20 protein-coding genes and 3 pseudogenes are annotated in these 19,643 nt (G+C 71.3%); 9 read left to right on the top strand and 14 right to left on the bottom strand.

Annotated elements, in window-relative coordinates; all coding sequences use genetic code 11:
* From AC38ZX_RS20825 to AC38ZX_RS20845, 5 genes are all read right to left on the bottom strand, one after another.
* Positions 1-1,233 (bottom strand): RNA polymerase sigma factor, encoded by a 1,233-nt coding sequence (locus tag AC38ZX_RS20825; RefSeq protein ID WP_491295751.1) that lies wholly within the window; start codon positions 1,231-1,233, stop codon positions 1-3.
* 15 nt (positions 1,234-1,248) lie between these two features.
* Positions 1,249-1,683 (bottom strand): YciI family protein, encoded by a 435-nt coding sequence (locus AC38ZX_RS20830; RefSeq protein ID WP_426593675.1) that lies wholly within the window; start codon positions 1,681-1,683, stop codon positions 1,249-1,251.
* Positions 1,684-1,898: 215 nt separating this feature from the next.
* Positions 1,899-2,819 (bottom strand): pectate lyase-like domain-containing protein, encoded by a 921-nt coding sequence (locus AC38ZX_RS20835; RefSeq protein ID WP_491295752.1) that lies wholly within the window; start codon positions 2,817-2,819, stop codon positions 1,899-1,901.
* Positions 2,803-3,768, bottom strand: coding sequence for a hypothetical protein (locus AC38ZX_RS20840; RefSeq protein WP_491295753.1), 966 nt, complete (start codon positions 3,766-3,768; stop codon positions 2,803-2,805). The genes AC38ZX_RS20835 and AC38ZX_RS20840 overlap by 17 nt, the downstream gene beginning before the upstream one ends.
* 278 nt (positions 3,769-4,046) lie before the next feature.
* Complete coding sequence (locus AC38ZX_RS20845; RefSeq protein ID WP_491295754.1) at positions 4,047-4,574, bottom strand: hypothetical protein; 528 nt, start codon at positions 4,572-4,574, stop codon at positions 4,047-4,049.
* Positions 4,575-4,732: 158 nt separating this feature from the next.
* Between AC38ZX_RS20845 and AC38ZX_RS20850 the strand changes: the two genes are divergently transcribed.
* Complete coding sequence (locus AC38ZX_RS20850; RefSeq protein ID WP_491295755.1) at positions 4,733-5,164, top strand: DUF6855 family protein; 432 nt, start codon at positions 4,733-4,735, stop codon at positions 5,162-5,164.
* A 26-nt stretch (positions 5,165-5,190) separates the two neighbouring features.
* Complete coding sequence (locus AC38ZX_RS20855; RefSeq protein ID WP_491295756.1) at positions 5,191-5,382, top strand: hypothetical protein; 192 nt, start codon at positions 5,191-5,193, stop codon at positions 5,380-5,382.
* On the opposite strand, the pseudogene AC38ZX_RS20860 reads toward AC38ZX_RS20855, so the two are convergent.
* From AC38ZX_RS20860 to AC38ZX_RS20885, 6 genes and pseudogenes are all read right to left on the bottom strand, one after another.
* Positions 5,304-5,567: pseudogene (locus AC38ZX_RS20860) on the bottom strand (DUF3224 domain-containing protein); the annotation flags it as partial. The gene AC38ZX_RS20855 and the pseudogene AC38ZX_RS20860 overlap by 79 nt on opposite strands.
* Before the next feature lie 9 nt (positions 5,568-5,576).
* Positions 5,577-6,125: a helix-turn-helix transcriptional regulator gene (locus tag AC38ZX_RS20865; protein WP_491295757.1), complete on the bottom strand. Its 549-nt coding sequence runs from the start codon at positions 6,123-6,125 to the stop codon at positions 5,577-5,579.
* A gap of 296 nt (positions 6,126-6,421) precedes the next feature.
* Positions 6,422-6,493, bottom strand: a pseudogene (locus AC38ZX_RS20870) (hypothetical protein); the annotation flags it as partial.
* A 503-nt stretch (positions 6,494-6,996) separates the two neighbouring features.
* On the bottom strand, positions 6,997-7,809 hold the full coding sequence (locus tag AC38ZX_RS20875) for a putative protein N(5)-glutamine methyltransferase (RefSeq protein ID WP_426593683.1): 813 nt from the start codon (positions 7,807-7,809) through the stop codon (positions 6,997-6,999).
* 93 nt (positions 7,810-7,902) lie between these two features.
* Positions 7,903-8,328, bottom strand: coding sequence for a DUF5684 domain-containing protein (locus AC38ZX_RS20880; protein ID WP_426593684.1), 426 nt, complete (start codon positions 8,326-8,328; stop codon positions 7,903-7,905).
* A 98-nt stretch (positions 8,329-8,426) separates the two neighbouring features.
* Positions 8,427-9,179, bottom strand: a complete 753-nt coding sequence (locus tag AC38ZX_RS20885; RefSeq protein ID WP_426593686.1) for a potassium channel family protein — start codon at positions 9,177-9,179, stop codon at positions 8,427-8,429.
* 188 nt (positions 9,180-9,367) lie between these two features.
* Between AC38ZX_RS20885 and AC38ZX_RS20890 the strand changes: the two are divergent.
* The 3 genes and pseudogenes from AC38ZX_RS20890 to AC38ZX_RS20900 form a co-directional block, all read left to right on the top strand.
* Positions 9,368-9,768 (top strand): annotated as a pseudogene (locus AC38ZX_RS20890) (arylamine N-acetyltransferase family protein); the annotation flags it as partial.
* Between the two features lie 103 nt (positions 9,769-9,871).
* Positions 9,872-10,159, top strand: a complete 288-nt coding sequence (locus AC38ZX_RS20895) for an arylamine N-acetyltransferase (protein ID WP_491297514.1) — start codon at positions 9,872-9,874, stop codon at positions 10,157-10,159.
* A gap of 62 nt (positions 10,160-10,221) precedes the next feature.
* Complete coding sequence (locus tag AC38ZX_RS20900; protein ID WP_426593690.1) at positions 10,222-10,848, top strand: LysE family translocator; 627 nt, start codon at positions 10,222-10,224, stop codon at positions 10,846-10,848.
* A 12-nt stretch (positions 10,849-10,860) separates the two neighbouring features.
* On the opposite strand, the gene AC38ZX_RS20905 is transcribed toward AC38ZX_RS20900, so the two are convergent.
* A complete protein-coding gene (locus tag AC38ZX_RS20905; protein WP_491295758.1) occupies positions 10,861-11,997 on the bottom strand; it encodes an AI-2E family transporter in 1,137 nt (378 codons plus the stop codon).
* A gap of 163 nt (positions 11,998-12,160) precedes the next feature.
* On the opposite strand from AC38ZX_RS20905, the gene AC38ZX_RS20910 reads away from it, so the two are divergent.
* On the top strand, positions 12,161-13,342 hold the full coding sequence (locus tag AC38ZX_RS20910; RefSeq protein WP_491295759.1) for an MFS transporter: 1,182 nt from the start codon (positions 12,161-12,163) through the stop codon (positions 13,340-13,342).
* Positions 13,343-13,354: 12 nt separating this feature from the next.
* Here AC38ZX_RS20910 and AC38ZX_RS20915 read toward each other — a convergent pair whose 3' ends face one another.
* Positions 13,355-14,215, bottom strand: a complete 861-nt coding sequence (locus AC38ZX_RS20915) for a DNA-3-methyladenine glycosylase family protein (RefSeq protein ID WP_491295760.1) — start codon at positions 14,213-14,215, stop codon at positions 13,355-13,357.
* Positions 14,216-14,282: 67 nt separating this feature from the next.
* Here AC38ZX_RS20915 and AC38ZX_RS20920 point away from each other — a divergent pair, with 67 nt between their 5' ends.
* The 3 genes from AC38ZX_RS20920 (at position 14,283) to AC38ZX_RS20930 (ending at position 17,815) form a co-directional block, all read left to right on the top strand.
* Entirely contained in the window at positions 14,283-15,116 is an 834-nt protein-coding gene (locus tag AC38ZX_RS20920) for an alpha/beta fold hydrolase (RefSeq protein ID WP_491295761.1), read from the top strand.
* A gap of 19 nt (positions 15,117-15,135) precedes the next feature.
* The gene (glsA, locus tag AC38ZX_RS20925; RefSeq protein WP_426593699.1) at positions 15,136-16,170 is read left to right on the top strand and encodes a glutaminase A; all 1,035 of its coding nucleotides are present in this window, start codon (positions 15,136-15,138) and stop codon (positions 16,168-16,170) included.
* Between the two features lie 76 nt (positions 16,171-16,246).
* A complete protein-coding gene (locus AC38ZX_RS20930; RefSeq protein WP_491295762.1) occupies positions 16,247-17,815 on the top strand; it encodes an AbgT family transporter in 1,569 nt (522 codons plus the stop codon).
* Here AC38ZX_RS20930 and AC38ZX_RS20935 read toward each other — a convergent pair.
* Entirely contained in the window at positions 17,812-19,584 is a 1,773-nt protein-coding gene (locus AC38ZX_RS20935; RefSeq protein WP_491295763.1) for an SLC13 family permease, read from the bottom strand. The genes AC38ZX_RS20930 and AC38ZX_RS20935 overlap by 4 nt on opposite strands.
* Positions 19,585-19,643 lie beyond the last annotated feature (59 nt).

Raw genomic sequence — 19,643 nt, forward strand, 5'->3', positions numbered from 1 at the left:
CTAGTCGGGAACGGTGGCCGCCGCGCGTTCGAGCAGGAGGTTCCGCTCGCGCCTGGTCGGGGCCAGGTCGGCGGCGCGTTCCAGCTCGGCGGCGGCCTCGGCCGTTCGGCCGAGCTGCGTCAGGACCTCCGCGCGGACCGCGCCGAGCAGGTGGTAGCGAGCCATCCGCGGGTCGCCGGCGATCGCGTCCAGAGCGTCCAGCGCGGCCTGCGGTCCGTCGGCGTGCAGCACGGCGACGGCCCGGTTCAGCTCGACGACGGGACTCGGCGTGAGCTGCGCGAGGGCGTCGTAGAGCGCGACGACGGCCTCCCAGTCGGTGGTCTCGAAGCTCGGCGCCCGGCTGTGGCAGGCGGCGATCGCGGCCTGCAGCGTGTAGGGCCCCAGCGGGCGGCCCAGCGCGATCGCGCTGTCGAGCGCCCGTAGTCCGTGCTCGATCAGCTGGCGGTCCCAGAAGCGTCTGTCCTGGTGCTGGAGCAGCGTCCCGGACCCGCGGGCGTCGAACCGGGAGGCCTGCAGCTCCATGAGCGCGACCAGACCGTGCACCTCGGGCTCGCGCGGAAGCAGCCCGGCCAGGACGCGACCCAGGCGCATCGCCTCGTCGGCAAGGTCGCGACGCACCCACTCGTCGCCGCTGGTGGCCGCGTACCCCTCGGTGAAGATCAGGTAGATCACCTCGAGCACGGAGCCCACGCGGGCCGGCAGCTGGTCGGCCTGCGGCACCTCGAACGGGACGTGCGCCTCGGCGAGCGTCCGCTTGGCGCGCGAGATCCGCTGGCCGATCGTCGCGCTCGGGGTCAGGTAGGCGCGGGCGATCTCGTCCGTGGTCAGCCCGCCGAACAGCCGCAGCGTCAGCGCGATCCGGGACTCCTTGGGCAGCACCGGGTGGCAGGTGAGGAACACCAGCGAGAGCAGGTCGTCGCCGACGGGATCCTCGACGATCCCGTCGACGGGCGCCACGTCTGTCAGGTCCTGAGCGAGGACCGCGTACTTCGCGTCCCGGTTGTGCTCGCGCCGGATCAGGTCGATGGCCCGGCGCCTGGCCGTCGTCATCAGCCAGGCACCGGGCTTGTCCGGGACGCCGTCGGTGGGCCACTGCTCGAGGGCCGCGACGAACGCGTCCTGCGCGAGCTCCTCGGCCAGGCCGACGTCCCGGACCAGTCGGGTGAGCGAGGCGATCAGCCGCGGCGACTCGATCCGCCAGACGACCTCGACGGTCCGCCGCGCGTCGCTCATCGGGACGGACCGACCTCAGGCGTTCTGCTGCGCCTCGGCGCGCGCGATCAGGTCCTGCTCCTTGGCGATGGTCTCCGGGGAGAGGACCTGCTCGAAGTCCGCCATCTCGAAGAACGGCCGGATCTCGAGCACCGAACGGATCCCCGGCGTCGACGGGCACCGCTTGGCCCACTCGGTCGCCTCGTCGAGCGAGCTGACCTGCCAGATCCAGTAGCCGGCGACGATCTCCTTGGCCTCCGTGAACGGACCGTCGACCACCGACGTCTCGCCGCTCGTCGCGAACACCACCTTGGCGCCCTCCGAGCTGGGCTTGAGGCCCTCGCCGCCGAGCATGATCCCGGCGTTCACCAGCTGCTCGTTGTACGCGTTCATCACCGCGAACATCTCGTCGTTCGGCTTGGCCGCAGCCTCGTCGACACCGTCGCTCTTGATCATGACCAGAACCTTCATGGCGATCTCCCTCGATGTGGATGCCGTCCCGACGCTAGTGCCGGGATCGGACCTTCACCACCACGTCGAACGGCCGTCGCCGTCTTCGACAGGCCGGTCCGACGAGCGTGCCGGACGGACGCAGCAACGCCCGGGCCCGCGGTTGTCGACCGCGGGACCGGGCGTCGCCGGTGGTGCCGTGCGTACAGGATCGAACACGTGCTACCTGCGGGGCATCACGGGTACTGCTGAACCACCGCCGGTCCCTGGACCGTCGGCGTGACGGCCTCCCCGATGCCGTTGACCACGTGGTCGATCGTGCCGGCGCCGTTGAGCGAGATGGTCAGGAGGTGGTGCAGCGTCACACCGGGCGTCACCGGCACCTCGAACGCCTGGGTGGCGTGCAGGGTCGGGTCGACGTTGGTGTAGATGTAGCTGCCCAGCCCCCAGGCCTCGTGGGTCTTGACCTTGTCGTTCACCTTGTAGGCCGCGTAACCCAGGACGCCGTCGTGCTGCCAGGCGGCCTGGTTCGGGGCGTCGTACGGCATCTCGTTCTGGAAGAAGATCGTCTTGCCGCGCTCGCCGTTCCAGACGACGTCGTACTTCTGGAAGTGCTCGGAGAACAGGCCCGTGGCGGTGACGTCGTTGCCGTTCACCAGGACGCCGGTGTCTGCCGTGTTCACGGTCCAGCCGACCCCGTCGCCGTGGTCGGCGCGCCAGGCCCAGGTGTGGTCGACGATCGTCTGGTTCGTGTTGACGACGAGGCTGTTGGTGGCCTTGCCGACGTGCTCGCCGCCGATGCGGAAGAACACGTCCTGCACGGCGGTCGGGTTGCTCGCGCTGCTCAGGAACTGCCGCTTGCCCAGTCCGTCGAGCTTCGAGATCTTGGTGCCCAGCTGCAGGAGCGCCGGGGAGTTCACCGTGCCGGCGTCGAAGATCAGGCCCGCGATGTCCACGCCCGGGACATCGAGGGTCTGGATGCCGATCACGCCGTTGTCCGGGACGATCGTCGCCAGGCCCATCCCGAGCACCACGGTGTTGGGGTGGAGCACGTTGATCGTGCGGTTCACGTGGTAGACGCCCGGCGTGAACAGCAGGTTCTTGCCGCGGGCCAGCTCCGCGTTGATCTTGACGGCGGAGTCACCCGGCTTGGCCACATAGAAGCCGCTCAGCGGCAGCGCCTTGCCGGGCGTCAGACCGTTGGCCCACGAGGCGCCAGAGCTTGTTGGTCTGCGCCGACGGGACGAAGACGTTGTACGCACCCTTCGCGTCGACGAACAGGTACGGCTTCTCCTTCGAGGCCGGCGTCGTCGGCAGGGTCGTGTACTTGTTGGTGAGCGGCCCGGGCACGCCCGGTCCGAAGTCGTCGGCCGGGGCGCCGATGACACCCGAGAACACCTGGTTCCAGACGGAGTTGCTCCACCCGGCGACCGAGCTGTTGCGGGTCAGCCACTGCTGCTGGCTGCCGCTGACCACGTTGGGCAGCTGCGAGTCCGCGATGAACCCGCCGGACGCGTAGTTGGGGGGCGCGCCGCAGTAGTCCATGAGCGACAGCTGGGCGCCCGTGAGGCTGACGCGCCGGATGGAGACGGCCTGCGACGTGGCCCAGAAGTTGGCGCTCGCGTGGCAGCCGTCGGCGTTCCCGGCCGCGTAGTGGATGCTCAGGTTGGACAGCGACCGCCAGAAGTTGTTCAGGGCCGTGCAGTCCGTGGGAGCGCCGGGCGCCGTCGGGTAGCAGCGGTCGTAGACCTCGATCGCGCCGTTGATGACGACGTCGCCGGGGTTCTGACCGAGACCGGCGACCTCGGTGAAGTACCCCACCTGGAAGCGCAGGGGTTGCTCAGGTGTGCCGTACGTGCCCGGCTTGAACAGGATGGAGTAGCGGGCGTCGCCGAACTGCGCGTCGACCTGCTGGGCGGCGATCTGGTCGACCTTCGCCTGGATGTCGGCAATCGGCTGGCTGGGGTCGAAGACGATCGTGTTCACGCCCAGGTCGACGGGCGGGGTGACGCCGTGCGCCTCGGCGGGCGCCGAGACCAGCGGGACGAGCACGAGGGCGACGGTCGCGCCGACCGCCGCGAAGGCGAGTCGACGATGACCCGTCATCTTTTGGGGAGCGTTCTCACGTGGTCGCATGGTGGGGCGTACCTCTCTCCGCACAGGGGGCACGTCGTTCTGACGGACCCTGCGGACAGGGGGCACCGTCGTTGGCGCCGTGCGCCGGACGCGATGGCCGGCCGGGACAAAACGTACCGAACGGACGCCGGGTGTCAACCCTTACAGACCAGTAAGTCTTACAGGTGCGTAAGTGCGAAGGTCGTCTCCGCTCCGGCGCCCGGTTCGCGCGCGGGACGGAGGTTTCGCCGTCTCACCAGGGGGCACGGTCATCCACGACGCGTGCCGGCGAGCTCCTCGATCCACGACGGCGTCGACGCTCCCTGCGCCGCGTCGGTGGCCGTGCGCAGCCCTGCGGCGGCGATCTCGGAACGATCCACGGGAGTCCGGTGGCCCTGGCTGGCGGCGCGGTCGGCGCGGTCGGCGCGGTCGGCGCGGTCGGCGCGGTCGTCCAGCGTGAACGGGCCTTCGCCACGACCGTGCACGGCGGCCAACGAGTCGAGCGTCAGACCGCGTAGGAAGTCGAGGTCCCCCGACCCGGCCAGCGGCGAGCGCGCGAGCTGCGCGAGGGCCTCGAAGCCGACCGTCCGCCGGGCCCGCTCCTCCTCGAACGAGAGGTCGACGGCCCACTGCACCCGCGCCCACCACTGCGCCCGGGCGTCCGCCTGCGCACGTTCCCGGATGGTGAAGATCCCCACGATGATGGCGCCGATCGCACCCAGCGCGGCGACGATCGTGGCGATCGTCGCGGCACCGTCGTACCAGGGTTGCGCCGCCACCTCACCGACCAGACGCATCGATCACCTCACCGTAGGTCGTGGGTACGCGGCCCGTCCGGTCGCGCTCCGGCGAGCGTAGTCGCGCGATCGTCTCCGATCGGGAGGTCAGCACCCCTGGGCGGAACCGGGTTCGGCGGTCGATAGTGGTGTCTGATCGGGACGACCGATCCCCGCCGATGCTCGAAGAGAGGCGCACGATGGTCGGGACTGGGACCAAGGACGACCCCTGGCAGCTGACCACCGCGCCCGGCTCGTCCGCCTACACGATGTACCGCGACGAGGCCGCCGATCCCCCGGCGCTCGTGTGCCAGGTCGGGTCGACGACGCTGAAGTACCACCTGAGCGCGATCCACGACCTGCACACCTGGCTGCTCGGGCAGGGCGACTGGGTGCCGCTCGGTGCCGCGGACGAGAACAAGCCCGCGGCGGCCGGAACGGTCGAGGCATGGGGTCGCGACGAGGCGAACCCCGTCGGCGGCTGGTACGGGCTCCGCACGGGGTACCGCGGGCGGTTCGGCATGTACCTGCCGCCGCTGCTCGAGTCGCTGGGTCTGGTCGAGCTGACGCACGACGCCCGCAACAACACGGTCCGCGCGCTGTCGTCCTAACCGACCGAGTACTCGAACCGCATCCGGTGGGTGCCGTCGGCGTCGACGACCAGGGCGCCTCCGCCCGTGATGCCCGCCAGCCGCCCGTCCCGCTGCCGGCGACGATCGTGAAGAACTCGCCTGAGCGGTCGTCCCCGCTGGTCGAGGCCACGTGCGCGAAGTTGAACGACCCCGACAGCCCGTCGACGGACCCCTCGAACGACTCCAGGGCCACGTAGGTGCCGACGCCCTTCTCGGGGTCGAACGCCGAGGTGAAGTACGTGACGGAGCGGCCCTCGACCGCGCCCGCGTACTGCTTGCGCATCGTCGCGATCCCGACGCCGAGCGCGGTCTGCACCGGATCGGGCACCTCGACGGGCACCGGCGTGAACCCACTGACCGTGAACGTCCCCTCAGTCCTCATCCCGGCACGCTAGCGAGCGCCACCGACATAGGCCTGCGTCAGCTCGCGTCCGATCCGGACGAGCTCGGCGACGACCTCGGGCGGGGAGACCACCTCGATCGACGAACCGTGGCCGGCGAGCTGCTCGGCGACGGCCCGGGCCAGGTGCGCGGCCACCCGCAGTCGCACCCGGTCGTCGTCGGGCCCGAGCACTTCGCAGTGCCGCCCGAACTGCCGCTGCAGCACGGGCACGAGCCACGCCGGAGCGAGCACCTCCGCGGACACCACCGAGCGACGTTCCTCCAGCTCGCCGACCACCGAGGCCCAGACCGCCTCGACGTCGAGGGCCTGCGGTCGCGAGAAGGCGGACTCGAGAACGTCGACGGACACGATGCGGTCGACGCGGAACGTCCGTCGGCCGTGCGGGGTCCCCGCGACCAGGTACCAGGTCCCGTCCTTGTCGACCAGCGCCCACGGATCGACCACGCGCGGCTCCGGCGAGGACCGGTACACGAGCGACACCTGCCGGCGTCGCACGACCGCTGTCTGGAAGCTCGTCGACCACCGCCGGGACGGCATCGGACCCGGCCGCCGCGGCACCCCACGGCCCGCGGTCCACCACCACCGCCTGGGCCGCTGCCTCGGCGTCGGCGCGGAACGTCTCGGGGAGCGCCCTCACGAGCTCTGCGCAGCGCGGAGACGGCGGACGCGGACCGTCCGGACGTCGGGCCGACGAGCAGGAAGAGGGCCTGGGCCTCCGACGACGTGAGGCCGGTCAGGTCGGTGCGGGCACCGCCGACGAGCGACCAACCGCCGCCGCGTCCGGGCTGTGGGTAGACGGGGATCCCGGCCGTCGAGAGCGCCTCCAGGTCTCGGCGGGCGGTCGCCAGCGACACCTCCAGCGCGGACGCGATCTCGGCCGCCGTCACGCGTCCACGCGCCTGCATGAGCAGGAGCGTCGCCACCAACCGGTCTGCGCGCACGATCTCAGGCTAGCCAGAAACGTGCTCAGAGGATGAGCACTTTGCGCGGAAGAGTGGAGTCATGAACACATCGGCACGCACCTCCTTCCGCGGCCTCGCCAACGTCTCGTTCTTCGCCGACGACGTCGACGCCGCCCACGCCTGGTACGCCGACCTCCTGGGTGTCGAGCCGTACTTCGTCCGCGACGGCTACGTCGAGTTCCGCCTGGGCGACCACCACGACGACTCGGGATCGTCGACCGCCGCTTCGCGCCCACCCAGGGCGGCCCCTCAGGCGCGATCGTCTACTGGCACGTCGACGACCTCGCCGCGACCTTCCAGGCAGCCCTCGACCAGGGTGCAGCCGTGCACGACGGCATCCGCGAGCGCGGCCACGGCTTCGTCACCGCCTCGGTCACGGACCCGTTCGGCAACGTCCTGGGCCTCATGTCGAACCCGAACTGGCTCGAGAACAGGCGCTGACGGCGTCAGTCCGCGAGCAGGGTCCCGACGATGGCCGTGGCCTCCCGGTCGACGTCCACGGCCACCCGGGCGGTGAGCCCCGCCGCCTCGAACGCGGCGCAGGCGTCGTCGGCCTGTCCCTCGCTGGTCTCGACGAGGACGTGGCCGCCCGGGGCCAGCCACCGGGGGGCCAGCTCGGCGACGCGACGCAGCACGTCGAGGCCGTCGGGACCGCCGTCGAGGGTCACGAGGGGCTCGTGGTCGCGGGCCTCCGTCGGCATCGAGGCGATCACGCGGGTGGGCACGTAGGGCACGTTGGCCAGCAGCACCTCGACCCGGCCGAGCAGGTGGTCGGGCAGGGGTTCGTCCAGGTCACCCTGGAGGACCAGCCCGCCGACGGGGGCGACGTTACGGGTCGCGCACGCCACGGCCGCCGGCTCGATGTCGACGGCGTAGAGCTCGACGTCGGTGTCGAGCGTCTCGGCGAGGGCGACCCCGAGCGCGCCGGAGCCGCAGCACAGGTCGAGGACCACGACCGGTTCGTCCGAGGGGAGCACGAGACGGACGAGCTCGACCAGGCGGGCCGCCTCGTCGACCAGGAACTCGGTGCGCAGGCGCGGGACGAAGACGCCGGGGTCGATCTCGATGCGCAGCCCGCAGAACGACGCCCATCCGACGACGACTTCCAGCGGCTCACCGGCCACCCGGCGCTCGAGCATCGCCGCGAGCTCGTCGGTCGACCGGGCGGACTGGAGCAGGAGTGTCGCCTCGTCCTCGGCGAACACGCAGCCGGCCGTGCGCAGCGTGCGCACCACCGCCTCGTATGACAGCTCTGTCACGACGTCCTCTCGATCCTGGAACCGCACCACCCTAGGCCGCACGCAAACGGCCGCACCCCTCGAGCCGAGGGGTGCGGCCGGGCCGGTTGCGGGTCAGGCGGTGGCGTAGCCACCTGGCACGGCGACGGTGCCGCCGGGGCCCCGGTACTGGCTGCCGTCGAACGCGAGGATGTAGTAGAAGATCACGCTCAGGAAGAACAGGCCCACCGTGAATCCGGCCCCGTGCCCGAACGACGCGGACAGACCGTTGAGCACGAGGATCCAGATCACGATGTTCACGATCGGGATCAGGAAAAGGATGATCCACCACATCGGCTTGCCCGAGATCTTGATCAGGACGATGTAGTTCCAGATCGGGATGATCGACTGCCAGCCCGCCTCGCCGGCCTTCGTGAAGATGACCCACATCGGGATGACGAAGAGGGCGATGTAGGCGACGAGGTAGATGCCGAAGATGAGTCCTGTGGCACCGGAGGACGTGGTCGACGTCGTGGAGACGGTCGAGAGAAGTGTGTGCATGACGCGAACAGTAGCGACTGTGAATGCGCTGTGTGGGCAGAATCACGCGGCCATTCAGGCGACTTCCAGAGGAGTTCTCCGGAAGTCTCGTCGAAATTTCAACCAGATGATTGTTCGACCGGTTCGGGGTCCTCACGGTGGGACATTGCCCCGATCTCCGCGCGCAACGCCCGGATCTCCCCCAGGAGCGAGTCGATCTCGGTGCGGGTCACCGCCTCCTCCTGCTCGTTGACCTCGGCCACGCGCTCGACCAGCCACGACGCGAGCGTCGCAGTGACCACTCCGAGCAGCGCGATGCCACCGACCATCAGCGCGGCCGCGATGAACCGCCCGGTGGGTGTCACGGGGTAGCGGTCGCCGTAACCGACCGTGGTGATGGTCGACATCGCCCACCACAACCCGTCGCCCACGTTCGCGATCGTGCTGCCGGGCTTGCCGCGCTCCGCGTCGGTGATGGCGAGCGCCCCGCACGTGACCAGCAGGACGGTGCCACCGATCGCGAACATGACGACACGACCGCGCAGGCTGGCCGAGCCCGCCCGGTTGAGGATCGCGATCAGCGCGACCAGGCGCAGCAGCCGCAGCGGGCGCAGCACGGGGAGTGCGATCACCGCGAGATCGAGCACGTTCTTGCGGAAGAAGTGCCAGCGGTCCTTGCTGAGGTACAGGCGGCCGAAGTAGTCGACGGCGAACAGCACCCAGGTGGCCGCGATCAGCAGGTCGCACAGGACGTGGACGTCGTGCGGGACGCCGGGGAAGACGATCGGCGTCGCGTAGGCGGCCAGGAACAGCAGCGCCGCACCGGCCAACGGCCAGCGGACGCGCTCCTCCCACACCTCGACGGCGGTCACGCGGTCATGGTGACACCCCGGAACCGGGCAGATGCGGGAATTTACGCGGTGGAAACGCACTGATCAGTCCGTGAGCGCGGGCCTGGCCCGCACGCCCGGCGTACGCTCCCTCGCGTGCTCCTCGGTTCCTTCGTGACGACCACCGGCCGGATGCGCCGCCTCGGTCGGGTCGCCCCGTGGACGAGCACGTGACCGCCTGGGGCGTCGAGCGGCTCGACCTACCCGCCTACCTCGACCGGATCGGCCTGGCCTCCGACAGTGCGTTCCCCGAGATCCACCGTGCGCACCTGGCTGCCATCCCGTTCGAGAACCTTGACGTCCTGCTCGGTGCCGGCATCAGCGTCGACCTCCCGGCGGTGCAGCGCAAGCCGTCGACGGGCACCGCGGCGGCTACTGCTACGAGCACGCGATCCTCCTCGCGGCGGCCCTCGAACGCCTGGGCTACCCGGTGCAGCGCCGGCTCGCGCGCATCGGCGACCCGTCCGTGACGCCCCGGCCCCGCTCGCACCTGGTCGTCTTCGTGCTCGTCGACGACGTCTGGCACCTGGCCGACACGGGCTACGGCTCCGGGCTGCTGTTCCCCGTCCCGCTGATCGCCGGGAACGTGACCTCGCAGGGCGGCTGGACGTTCCGCACGGTCCAGCTCGCCGACGGCAGCCTGGCAGCTGCACGAGCAGCACGCCGGCCGCTGGATCACCCACTACACGGTCCCGCCCGAGGACACCTACCTGGTCGACGTCGCCGCCGCCAACTGGGTCACCTCCACGTCGCCGACCTCCCGGTTCACCCCGCAGCTCGTCGTCCAGCGTCGCGACGAGTCCCTGACCCACCTGCTCACGGGCCGCCAGCTGGTGGTCGAGGCACCCGCGGGTCGGCTGTCGAGCACCCACGTCGACGACGAGTCCCTGGACGAGGTCCTGCGGGACATGGGTCTCGCGCTGGCTCCCGACCAGCTGGCCCTGCTCGTCGAGCGCTTCTGACCCTGGGTCGCGGCGAAGAACGCCATCGCGTGGCGATGTCGCGCGGGTGCACGATGGCCCACATGACCCTGGCGTTCCTGCTGACCTCGCTGGTGATCGTCGCGACGCCCGGCACCGGCGTCCTGTACACCCTGAGCGCCGGTCTGAGCCGGGGCACCCGCGCGAGCCTCGTCGCCGCGCTCGGCTGCACGCTCGGGATCGTCCCGCACATGGTCGCGGCGATCACCGGGCTGGCCGCGGTGCTCAACGCGAGCGCCGTCGCCTTCCAGTCGCTGAAGCTGCTCGGCGTGGCGTACCTGCTGTTCATGGCCGTGCGGATGTGGCGCGACCGCAGCGAGCTGGTGGTCGACGAGGGCGCGGGCAGCCCGGGCGCGCCGGTCAGGTCGGCGCGCCAGGTGATCTGGTCCGCGATCCTGATCAACATCCTCAACCCGAAGCTGACCATCTTCTTCTTCGCGTTCCTGCCCCAGTTCGTGCACCCCGACCAGCCCGGCGCCCTCGCGCACATGACGATGCTCAGCGGCGTGTTCATGGCGATGACGTTCGTGGTGTTCGCCATCTACGGCGCCTTCGCGGCGGCCGTCCGTTCGCACGTGGTCAGCCGGCCGCACCTCGTCCGCTGGATGCGCCGCACGTTCGCCGGCGCCTTCGTCGCACTCGGCGTGAAGCTGGCGCTCACCGACCGGTGAGTGCCGCGGCGCTCAGGCGGTCGCGTCCGCGATCGCGGGCGGCCGCTCGTCCGGCGCCTCGATCTCGGGGTGCGGGTCGGCCGGGACCGCGTCGTCGGGGGAGGTCGGCTCCTCGGCGCCGGTCTCGCCCGAGATCCAGAAGTAGAACGCGTTCGACCCGTTCTTCTGCAGCAGCATCGCGCGGGTCAGCAGGGTCATCGGGACCGCCAGGATGGCGCCCAGCGGGCCGATGATGAACGTCCAGAAGACGACCGAGACGAAGCTCAGCGTCAGCGTGATGTTCACCGCGTCGGAGACGAACCGCGGCTGCACCATCACCTGGAGCGTCACGTTGACCAGGCAGTAGACCACCAGGACCCACAGCGCCAGCTCCCAGCCGCCCACCACGAACGCCAGCAGCATCGGCGGGATCAAGCCGATGATGAAGCCGATGTTCGGGATGAAGTTGGTGACGAACGCGAGGATCGCCCAGACCACCGCCGCGGGGACGCCCAGCAGGTAGAGCGCGATCCCGTCGATGACGGCGACGATCGCGCCGAACGTCGCGCTGACCACGAAGTAGCTGCGCACACCGCGGTTGAAGATCGTGGCCCGCTCGAAGACGTCGGACTTGGTGGGCAAGAAGGCCGGGCGCCCGCGGTCGTACCGGGCGGCGTCGACCCCCATGAAGATCACGTAGGCGAGCACGAAGAAGAACGACCCCGCGATGCTCAGCACGGTGCTGGCCACCGACGTCGCCGCGTTGACCACCTGCGACGGGTTGATCTCGCTGGTGATCGAGCTCGCGGTGCTCTGGTCGACGCCGAGGGACGCGAGCCACGTGGTCACGTCCGCGAGCGACTGCTGCAGCTCGTCGCTGTAGGAGCGGACCAGGTCCGTGAACCGGATGCCGGCGAACACGAGCATCGCGACGAGGATCGCGAGGATCAGGTAGACGGTCACGATCACGGCCGTCGTCGCCATCCAGGGCTTCCAGCCCCGGCGCTCCAACGGGATCCGCAGCGGGTGACAGATGATGACGAGCACCACGGCGAGCATGATCGGCGCGAAGAACCCACCGGCCGCGTGCAACCCGGCGAGGGTGACGACGAACGCGGCCAACGTGAGCAGCGTCCGGGTGGCGGGCGCGAGGCCCTGAGGCGAAGCCATCGGGCGCGCTCCTTCGCGAGATGCGGGCGGATCCGGGCGGGTGCGCACGGACACGGGTCAGTTCGCTCGCACGGTACAAGATGTCCGCTTCGCGGCGGGGGACCTTTCGTGCGCGTGCGCCTCCGTCCGGCCCGTGTCGCGGGTGCCGTGCGAGCATGCCAGCGTGACGAGCACCCACCACTGGCAGCCCGGCACGGTCCGCGAGGCCGGCGGTGGCATCGTCGCCCTGGCGCTCGCGACGTTCGTCGCGATCACCACGGAAGTCGTCCCGGTCGGTCTGCTGCCGCAGATGAGCGACGACCTGGCCGTCACGGAGTCGGTCGGGGGGCTGCTGGTCACCATCTACGCGGTCATGGTCGCGGCGCTGGCCGTCCCGCTCGTGCTGGTCACCCGGCGCCTGCCGCGCAAGGGGCTGCTGCTCGGCACGCTCGTCGCCTACACGCTCAGCAACGCGCTGGTGGCCGTCGCCCCGTCGTTCGGGGTGGTCGCCGGCGCTCGCGCGCTCGGCGGGATCGCCCATGCGATCTTCTTCTCGGTCGCCATCGGGTACGCGTCGCGGCTGGTCAGCCCGCAGTTCACCGGGCGCGCGCTCGCACTGGTGACCGCCGGCGCGTCCGCGGGGTTCGTGCTCGGCGTCCCGCTGTCCACCGCGCTCGGCGCGGCGGTCGGGTGGCGGACCGCGTTCGCCGTCCTGGGCGGCGCGTGCGCCGTGGCCGTCGTCCTGGTCACGATCTTCCTGCCGGCGGTCGCCGGTGGTGGGGCTCCGGTCGCCGACGAGGCCCGGGGCACCAACCGCGCGCGCCTCGCGGTCGTGTCCACCACCAACTCGCTGACCTACCTCGGGCAGTACACCGTCTACACCTACATCGCGGTGCTGCTGATCGGCGCCGGCCTGGGCGAGGTGGCGGTGGGGCCGGTGCTCCTCGGCCTCGGCGCACTCGGGCTGGTCGGCACCGCGTACGCCGTCACCGCCCTCGACACGCACCCTCGCCGCAGCACGATCCTCGTCCTGTCCGTCGTCGTCTTCGGACTGCTCGCGCTCGGGCTGCTGTTCCCGTCGCTGCCGGGGGTGCTCGTCGCGGCGGCCGTGTGGTCCGCGGGCTTCGGCGCGGTCGCGTCGGTGTTCCAGACGGCCGCCATCCGCACGCGCGGCGCGTCCCCGGACGTCGTCGGTGCGCTGGTGAACAGCACGGCGAACATCGGCATCGGCGGCGGCGCCGCGCTCGGGGCACTCGTGCTCGCTGGGGCGGGTCTGGAGTGGCTGCCCTACCTCGGCGCGGCGATCATCGCCATCGGGCTGGTGGCCGTCCTGGTGTCCCGGCGCGCGTTCCCCGCGCTCCCGTGAACCCGGTGGCGCTCACTGCGCCGCGGTCGCCCTCAGTGCCACACCCACCCAGGTGCGCCACGGCCGCCACGCCTCGGCCACCTCGGCCAACCTCTCCGGATCGAGCGGCTCGGCCTCGCCGAGTGCCGCCGCGGTCGCGCCACGGACCATGGGCTCGTTGACCGGGAGAACGTCGGTGTGCCCGAGGGCGCGGACCAGCACCAGCTCGGAGTAGAACGGCCCGATCCCCTCGAACGCCTGCAGCTGCGCGCGGGTGACCTCCGGGTCCTGGGCTCGCAGGGTCGCGGTGTCGAGGGCGCCGTCGAGCGCGGCGCGGGCGATCGCGTGCATCCGGTGCAGCTTGATCTCCGGGATCGGGTCGAACCCGGAGACGGCGAGCAGCTGTTCGGGCAGCGGGACGGCAGCGAGCTCGACGCCGTCGAGCGTGAAGGTCCGCCCGTGCTCCCGCGCCAGCTGCTCGCGGACGGCGGCCATCTGCCGTTGCGGTCGGCGGGCGGACAGCACGGACCAGAGCAAGGCCTCGTACGCGGAGTAGAAGAGCGGGGGCCGAAGCCCGGGACGCCTGGCCTGTGCCGTGCCGACGACCGGGTCCCGCCCGCCCAGCTCGTCGTATCCCGTCCCGTCGACGTCCGCCGACAGCACCCGAGCCACCTGGTCCGCCACCCGCTGCGGGTCCGCCTCGCCGTGCACCTCGACGCGCAGCACCTGGGCGCCCGGCTGGGTCACCACCGCGCCGACCTGGTCGGTGTACCCGTCCAGGCAGAACGCGAGCCGCATCACCGACCCCGCGCCGGCGTCGCGACCCCCGAACCCGAACGCGATGCTCTGCGCGAGGTCGAACCGACCCGCGACCGCCTTCTCCACGACGTCCATCCCCCACACGCTAGGCCCGACCACCGACAGCCTGCGGGCGGCGCGCACCCGTCCTACGCTCGCCGGCATGGTCGACGTCCTCCTGCCCGACGGCCGGACGCTGCACGCCTACGACGTCCCGGTGGCCGACGAGCGGCTCGCGGTGCTCTGGCACGCGGGCACGCCGAACACGGGCGAGCCCCCGGAGCCCCTGCTCGACGCGGCCCGGCGACGCGGGATCCGCTGGGTCGGCTACGACCGGCCGTCCTACGGCGGATCGACGCCCGACCCCGGGCGGTCCGTCGCGAGCGCGGCACCCGACACGGCCGCCGTGGCGGACGCGCTCGGCATCGAGCGGTTCGCGGTGATGGGGCACTCGGGCGGCGGCCCGCACGCGCTCGCCTGCGCGACGCTGCTGCCGGACCGGGTGACGGCGGTCGTGTGCGGCTCGTCGCCGGCGCCCGTCGACGCCGCCGGGCTCGACTACTTCGCGGGGATGGGTTCGTCCGGGCGCGCAGAGCTGGGTGCGGCGACGCGCGGGCGTGAGGCGCTAGCCGCGCAGCTGGCGACCGGCGAGTTCGACCCGGAGATGTTCACGGCGGCCGACGGCGCGGCGCTCGAGGGCGACTGGGCGTGGCTGGGTCGGATCGCGGGCGCCGCCATGGCTGCCGGGCCCGACGGGATGATCGACGACGACCTCGCGCTCGTCGGTCCGTGGGGCTTCGACCCGGCCGACGTCCACCGCCCGACGCTCTTCCTGCACGGTCTCGACGACCGCATGGTGCCCGCCTCGCACGGACGGTGGCTGGCGTCGCGGGTGCCGTCGTCGACGCTCTGGCTGCGCCCCGGCGACGGGCACGTGTCCGTGCTGGCCGCCGCCGCCGAGGCACTGGACTGGCTGATCGCGCAATCTGCTCGCTGACCTGTGCTGATATGGGCACATGACGAGCGAGGACATCGACCCGGACGTGGTCTCCACCGGAACTCTGCCCCGGCGCGAGCTGGTGATGGAGCTCATGCAGGAGGCGTACGACCGGTACGAGGGCGTCGACGAGGGCGAGGTGGCCGACTACATCCCCGCGCTCGCGGCGGCGGACCCGGCGCTGTTCGGGCTCAGCATCGTGTCCGTGACCGGGGCGTCGCACAGTGTCGGCGACGCGCGGCACGAGTTCTCGATCCAGTCGGTGTCCAAGGCGTTCGTGTTCGCGCTCGTCTGCGATGCGCTGGGCCCGGAGGCCGTCCTCGACGCGGTCGGTGTGAACAACACCGGCCTGCCGTTCAACTCGGTGATGGCGCTCGAGCTGAACGGCGGCAGCCCGATGAATCCCCTGGTCAACGCGGGGGCGCTGACCACGACGGGCCTGGCGCCCGGGCGGACGGCGGCGGAGAAGTGGGCGTTCGTGCAGGCCGGCCTCTCCGCGTTCGCGGGTCGTCCGCTCGTGCTCGACGACGACGTGTACGCCTCCGAGGCCGCGCACAACCGGCGGAACCAGGCCATCGCACGGCTGCTGGAGAGCTACGGCCGGATCACCCACGACCCGCTCGAGGTCACCGACATCTACACGCGACAGTGCTCTGTGCGGGTCTCGGCGGCGGACCTGGCCGTCATGGGCGCGACGCTGGCCGACGGGGGCGTCAACCCGATGACGGGCGAACGCGTGGTCGACGCGTCGGTCTGCCGTTACGTGCTGGCGGCCCTGGCCACGAGCGGGCTGTACGAGCGCTCGGGCGAGTGGCTGTTCAGCATCGGCCTGCCGGGCAAGAGCGGGGTGTCGGGCGGCATCGTCACCGTGGTGCCGGGCAAGGGCTCGTTGGCCACCTTCTCGCCGCGGCTCGACCCCGCCGGCAACAGCGTCCGCGGTCAGCTGGCCACGCGCTTCCTGTCGGGTGCGCTGGGCTTGAACCTGTTCGCGTCACGGCCCGAGCCCCGACAGGGATCGACGCCGACCCCGAGCGGCGCGCAGGTCGACGACTGACGGCCACGAGGGAAGGCGTCCGCTACGTTCGGGCTAGAACCCAGGACGAGGGTGTCGGCAGCGAGGGGAACGCCGCGTGTCAACGGTCGAGATCGAGCAACGGTCGCTGCTCCAGAAGGTCCTGGACTGGATCGAGCGGGTGGGCAACAAGGTCCCGCACCCGGTGATCATCTTCCTGATCCTCATCGGCGCGATCATGGTGCTGTCGGCGATCTTCCAGGCCGCGGGCTCCAGCGTCACCTTCGAGCAGGCGCAGCTGGGTGCCGACGACGTCCAGACGGTCACGGTCGCCGCGCGCAGCCTGCTGGATGCCGACGGGCTGCGGTTCGTGTTCACGTCACCGGTGGCCAACTTCAACAGCTTCGGCGTGGTCGGCGTGATCCTCGTGGCCATGATCGGCGTCGGGATGGCCGAGGAGGTCGGCCTGATCCAGGCGTTCATCAAGCGGCTGGTCAAGGTCACGCCGGCGCGGGCGATCACGTTCATCATCGTGCTGCTGGGCGTGCTGTCCTCGATCGCGACCGACGCCGGCTACCTCGTGCTCATCCCGCTCTCGGCGGCGGTGTTCCTCTCGCTCGGGCGGCACCCGCTGGCCGGGCTTGCGGCGGCGTTCGCGGGCGTCGGCGGCGGGTTCGCCGTGAACATCCTCATCACGCCGGTGGACGGCATGCTCGCCCAGATCACCAACGAGGCGATCGCCGACCCCGCCAACCACGTCTCGATCACCGGCAACCTCTACTTCGGGATCGCCTCGACGCTGCTCGTCGCCGTCGTCGCGACGATCCTGACCGAGAAGTTCGTCGAGCCGCGGCTCGGGCCCTACCACCCGAGCGAGGGACCGGAGACGGCCGCGACGGAGGCGCCGTCGGGCGAGCTGAGCCCGGAGGAGAAGAACGGGCTGCGCTGGGCGTTCTGGGGGTTCGTCGGCGTGACCGTGGTGGTCCTGCTCCTCACCATCCCGCCGAACGCGGTGCTGCGGAACCCGGAGACCGGCTCGCTGATCGAGAACAGCCCCTTCCTCAACTCGATCATCTTCCTGATCCTCATCTACTTCTTCGTGATGGGGCTCTGCTACGGCCGGGCCGCCGGGACGATCAAGGGGTCGATGGACGTCATCAACCCGATGACCAAGACGATCGCCGGGCTGTCCGGGCTGATCTTCCTGCTGCTCGTGATCAGCCAGTTCATCGCGTACTTCAACTACTCCAACCTGGGCACCATCGCGGCCGTGAACATGGCCGACGCCCTCGAGAACGCGAACCTCAGCACGGTCTGGTTGATCATCGGGCTCATCGCGGTGACCGCCGTCATCGACATCTTCATCGGCGGCGTGGTGCCCAAGTGGGCGATCTTCGCGCCGGTCTTCGTGCCGCTGTTCATCCAGCTGGGCATCTCCCCGGACCTCGCGATGGCCGCCTACCGCGTCGGCGACTCGCCCGTGAACGTGGCCACGCCGCTCATGCCGTACTTCGCCCTCATCGTCATCTTCGCCGAGCGCTACCGGCGCAAGGTGGGCGTCGGGTCGGTGATCTCGCTGATGCTCCCGTACACGGTGGTGCTGCTGGTCACGTGGTCCGCGCTGCTGGTCGTCTGGTACCTGCTCGGCATCCCCCTGGGACCCGGCGCGTCCATCTACCTGCACTAGACCGGCCAGATCACCGGGATCAGGCCCACCGCGACGACGAACCACGCCGCCGTCGTCGCGAGCCCGAGCTTCCAGTACGACCCGAACGTGTACCCGCCGGGCGTCATCACCATCATGTTCGCGGGGGTGGCGATCGGGGTGAGGAACGACGCGGCGCCCGCGACCGCCACGAGCATGAGGACCGGCGCCAGCGCGAGCCCGGCCTCGCCCGCCACCGCGACCGCGATCGGGGCGACGATCAGCACGGTCGCGGTGTTGCTCACCACCTGGCCCAGCAGGACGGTCACCACGAAGAGCGCCGCGAGCACCAGCCGCGGGTCGCCGTCGCCGACGAGGTCCAGCAGCCAGCCCGCGACGAGGTCGGCGGCGCCGCTGGACGCGATGGCCACGGACAGCGGGATCAGCCCGCCGACGAGGATCACCGTCTGCCACGAGACCGCCCGCAGCGCCTGCGGGCCGGCGACGACGCCCGTCAGGACCATCGCGACCGCGCCGACCAGCCCCGCGATCGCGGGCGGCACGGCACCGCTGGCCAGCAGGATCACCGTCCCGACGAGCACCGCGACCGCCCGCCACGCCAGCGGGCCGAACGCGACCGTCTGCCGCCGCACCATCTCGGGGCTGTCCACCAGCAGCACGTCGTCGTCGTCCGCGAGCGCCTCGACGGCCGGCCAGGTCCCGTGCACGAGGAGCGCATCCCCCTCGGCGAGCACGGTCCGCAACCGGTCGCGACCCAGGCGGCGCACGGCGAGGATGGCGACGCCCGAGCGGACCGCGCCCGGGAAGACGGTCTCGCCGATGATCGCCGACCGCGGCGAGACCACCAGCTCGGCGATCCCGACCTCGCGGCCGAGCAACGCCTCGCGCGTCCGTGCGGTCAGCGGTGTCGACGCGATCGTCAGGCCGTGCGCCTCGGCGAACGCGGTCGTCCCGTCCCCCGTCGCGACGAGCACGTCGCCGACGACCGGACGGTGACCCTCGTCGGCGAGCTCGCCGTCCTGCTTCTGCACCCCGATGAGCACGACGTCGTCCGGGACGGTGAACGGCCCGACCGACGAGGCCGCGGTGACGCGCAGCCGGAAGAAGCCCTGCTCGAGCCGGTAGTGCTCGACCAGGCGGTCCAGGTGGCCGGAGAAGTCCGCGGGCAGGGACGTGGGAGTGCGGTCCGGGAGCAGGGGCTTGCCGACGAGCACCGCGACGAGGACCGTCACCACGACGAGCGGCAACCCGATCAGGGCGAACTCGAAGAAGCCGAACGTGTCGCCGGTCGCCTCGGACAGCGACTCCGACACGATGACGTTGACGGGACTGCCCGACAGCACGAGGAGCGCGCCGGCGCTGGCCGCGAAGGCGAGCGGCATGAGCATCTGCGACGTGGCCCTGCCGGCTCTGCGCGCGGCGAGCACGACGACCGGGAGCAGGGCGGCGGCGGCGCCGTTCGGGGTGACCAGGGCGGCCATCACCGCGGACAGGGCCATGAGAGCGACCAGCAGCTTCGCCCGTCCGGTCCCCGCCCGCGCGATCAGCTGCTGACCCGCCCACGCCGTCACCCCCGAGGACTCCAGGCCCTCGCTCAGCACGAAAAGGCTGGCGATGAAGATCACGACCGGGTCCCCGAAGCCGGCCACCGCCTGCGTCGCCGTGACGAGGCCGGTCGCGTAGAGGGCCAGCGCGGTCAGGACAGCCACCGCGCCCACCGGCAGCCGGTTCCAGACGAACAGCCCCACGCACCCGGCCAGGACCAGCAGGCTCACGGTCGCGTCGGACATGCCCCGCCTCTCGTCTCGCCCCCCGGGGGGCGCCCCGGCCCGGTGCTAGCGTGCCCGAT

The sequence above is a fragment of the Cellulomonas sp. McL0606 genome, assembly GCF_058248365.1.